Origin of the sequence: Aporhodopirellula sallentina SM41, assembly GCF_000346505.1 — a bacterium.
GTDB classification, from domain to species: domain Bacteria; phylum Planctomycetota; class Planctomycetia; order Pirellulales; family Pirellulaceae; genus Rhodopirellula; species Rhodopirellula sallentina.
In genome coordinates this window covers 1-2,811 of sequence record NZ_ANOH01000373.1, presented here as the reverse complement: position 1 = coordinate 2,811, position 2,811 = coordinate 1, and the positions used below count along the sequence as shown (strand labels likewise).

The following is a 2,811-nucleotide window of genomic DNA, read 5'->3' as shown; positions in this document are numbered from 1 at the left end:
TGGATTGATTTTTGGGGGCTGGTTTTGGCGATCAACATCTCGGCAGAGTTCAGACTCTACCGAGGTTGGGTGACATCGTCGCGAACGCTATTTGAGTTCGCCGACCACGCCGCGGACGATCGCACGCAGTTTCGGTTCGGCTTCGTTCGCCGTTGCGATGATTTCGTTCACATCGGCGGGCTTGATCGCGTCGGGCAGGCACATGTCGGTGATGACGCTGAGCCCGACGACTTTCAGTCCGCAGTGGATTGCGACGATGGTTTCAGGAACGGTACTCATTCCGACGACATCCGCACCGATCTGACGTAGGAAGCGGTACTCGGCTCGAGTTTCCAAGCACGGTCCGGCGACGGCGACGAAGACTCCTTTGTGCGGGAAGATGCCTTCGCGACGTGCGACATCGAGCGTCGTTTGAATCCATTGCTGATCGTACGGTTCGCACATGTCGGGAAAGCGAGGTCCGAGACGATCGTCGTTGATACCGATGAGCGGGTTGCCGCCCATCAAGTTGATCTGGTCTTCGATCACCATGATGTCACCGCTCTCGTAGTACGGGTTGAGACCGCCGCATGCGTTACTGACGATCAGCAATTCGCATCCGAGTGCTTTGAACACACGAACCGGCAATGTGATGTCCTGAAGCGGATAGCCTTCATAAAAGTGGAAACGGCCTTCCATCGCCATCACGGGGACACCCCCGAGTTTACCAATCACGAGGCGGCCGGCGTGGGAAGTCGCCGTTGAGCTGAGGAAGTTCGGGATGTCCGAGTAGTTCAACGTGGCTTCGACATCAATGTCGCCGACGAGACCACCCAGTCCGGTGCCGAGGATGATGCCTACACGGGGCGTTTCACCGGTGTGTTGGCGAATAAAGGCACAGGTTTCTTCAATTTTATCGTGCAGAGCTAGCATTACAGAACGATGTCGATGGGAGAGGATTGAGCTGTTGAGGTCGGTACGGACCTACGCTGAACGTTTGAATTTTGTATGTTAGCACGCTCATCCACTTTTCGCATTCCTTCGACATTTGAAATTGCAATGGCCGTACCTTCTCCGGATGTCTTTGAAAAACTCGCGACGTTTTACCTCGGACGCGAATACGATTTGCCCGCCGGAAAGTTGCTCGACGATCTGCTGCTCTACGACGCCAAAGACCTGTGCACGCACGCGATGTGCGTGGGGATGACGGGCAGCGGGAAGACGGGGTTGTGCCTGTCATTGCTCGAAGAGGCGGCGATTGACGGAATTCCCGCGATCTGCATTGACCCGAAGGGCGATCTCGCGAACTTGATGCTGGCGTTTCCCGATATGACGCCGGACGATTTTCTTCCGTGGTTGGAACAGGGCGAAGCGAGCCGGAAGGGAATGACCCTCGATGAATTCGCGACCTCGACCGCCGAAAAATGGAAAGCGGGCCTGGCATCTTGGGGACAGACACCAGAAAGAGTCGCCAAATTCAAGGCAGCCGCCGACGTTGCGATCTACACACCGGGCAGCAGCATCGGTTTGCCCCTGACGGTTCTGAAAAGTTTCGACGCACCACCTCCCGAAGTCCTCGACGATGCGGACGCGATGCGCGAAAGAGTCACCGGGGCCGCGTCGGGCCTGTTGACGTTGCTCGGGATGGAAGCCGATCCGCTGCTCTCGCGAGAGCATATCCTGATCAGCTCGATTCTGGATCATTGTTGGCGGGAGCAGCGTCATGTGTCGATCGGCGATTTGATCGGATTGATCACCTCTCCGCCAATCAAACGCGTCGGCGTGTTGGATTTGGATTCGTTCATGTCGGCGAGCGACCGTGGGAAGCTGGCGATGACGCTGAACAATCTGCTCGCCTCGCCCGCGTTTTCGACGTGGCTCGAGGGCGAGGCCCTGTCGGTGAAGAAATTGCTGCACACGGCGGAAGGCAAACCGCGTTTGTCGATCATCTCGATCGCGCACCTGAGTGAACAGGAACGGATGTTTTTCGTCACAATTCTGCTCAACGAAGTCGTCGCGTGGATGCGGACGCAGAGCGGGACGAGTTCGCTCCGTGCGTTGCTTTACATGGACGAGGTTGCCGGGTACTTCCCGCCGGTTTCCAACCCGCCGTCGAAGCCACCGATGCTGACGCTGCTCAAACAGGCCCGTGCGTTTGGACTCGGTGTGACCCTGGCGACGCAGAACCCGGTGGATTTGGACTACAAAGGGTTGTCGAACATCGGCACGTGGTTTCTCGGCCGGTTGCAAACCGAACGCGACAAGGCACGCGTGCTCGAGGGCCTCGAAGGAGCCGCGGCCCAGTCCGGCAAGCCGTTTGACAAGAACGCGATGGAACGGTTGCTCGCCTCCTTAGGCAGTCGTGTATTTTTGATGAATAATGTTCACGATGACGCACCGACGGTGTTTCAAACACGTTGGGCGATGTCGTTTTTGGCTGGGCCGCTGGCGCGAAATCAGATTTCCGCTCTGATGGCGGATCGTAAAGCGGAGTTGGAAAAGCAAGCCAAGAGCCAGAACGAAAAGGTTGCCAAGAAGGCTACGACGCCGGCGCGTCCTGTTTTGCCTCAAGGGGTCAGTGAAACGTTCTTGGTTCCCAGTCGTTATGTTCGCGGCGAAGGCGAACGAATCTACCGGGCAGCGTTGCTCGGTGAAGGGGCCATGCATTTTGTTCGCAGTTCGGCCGGCGTCGACACGTGGGTGGACGTGAAACGACTGCTGCGTTGCGGGAAGGGTGTTCCCAAGGATGGGTGGGAATCGAGTGAAACCGTTGACCCGGACGCGGAGTTCGAAAAGAAGCCGGACTCGTCGTTTTCGTTCACGCAGTTGCCT

At 57.3% G+C, this 2,811-nt stretch carries 2 protein-coding genes; one reads left to right on the top strand and one right to left on the bottom strand.

Annotated elements, in window-relative coordinates; translation table 11 throughout:
* Positions 1–87: 87 nt before the first annotated feature.
* Positions 88–912, bottom strand: a complete 825-nt coding sequence (locus tag RSSM_RS24585; protein WP_008686045.1) for a purine-nucleoside phosphorylase — start codon at positions 910–912, stop codon at positions 88–90.
* A gap of 126 nt (positions 913–1,038) precedes the next feature.
* Here RSSM_RS24585 and RSSM_RS24580 point away from each other — a divergent pair.
* Positions 1,039–2,811: ATP-binding protein (locus RSSM_RS24580; RefSeq protein ID WP_008686043.1), on the top strand; the 1,773-nt coding region annotated here is incomplete at its 3' end.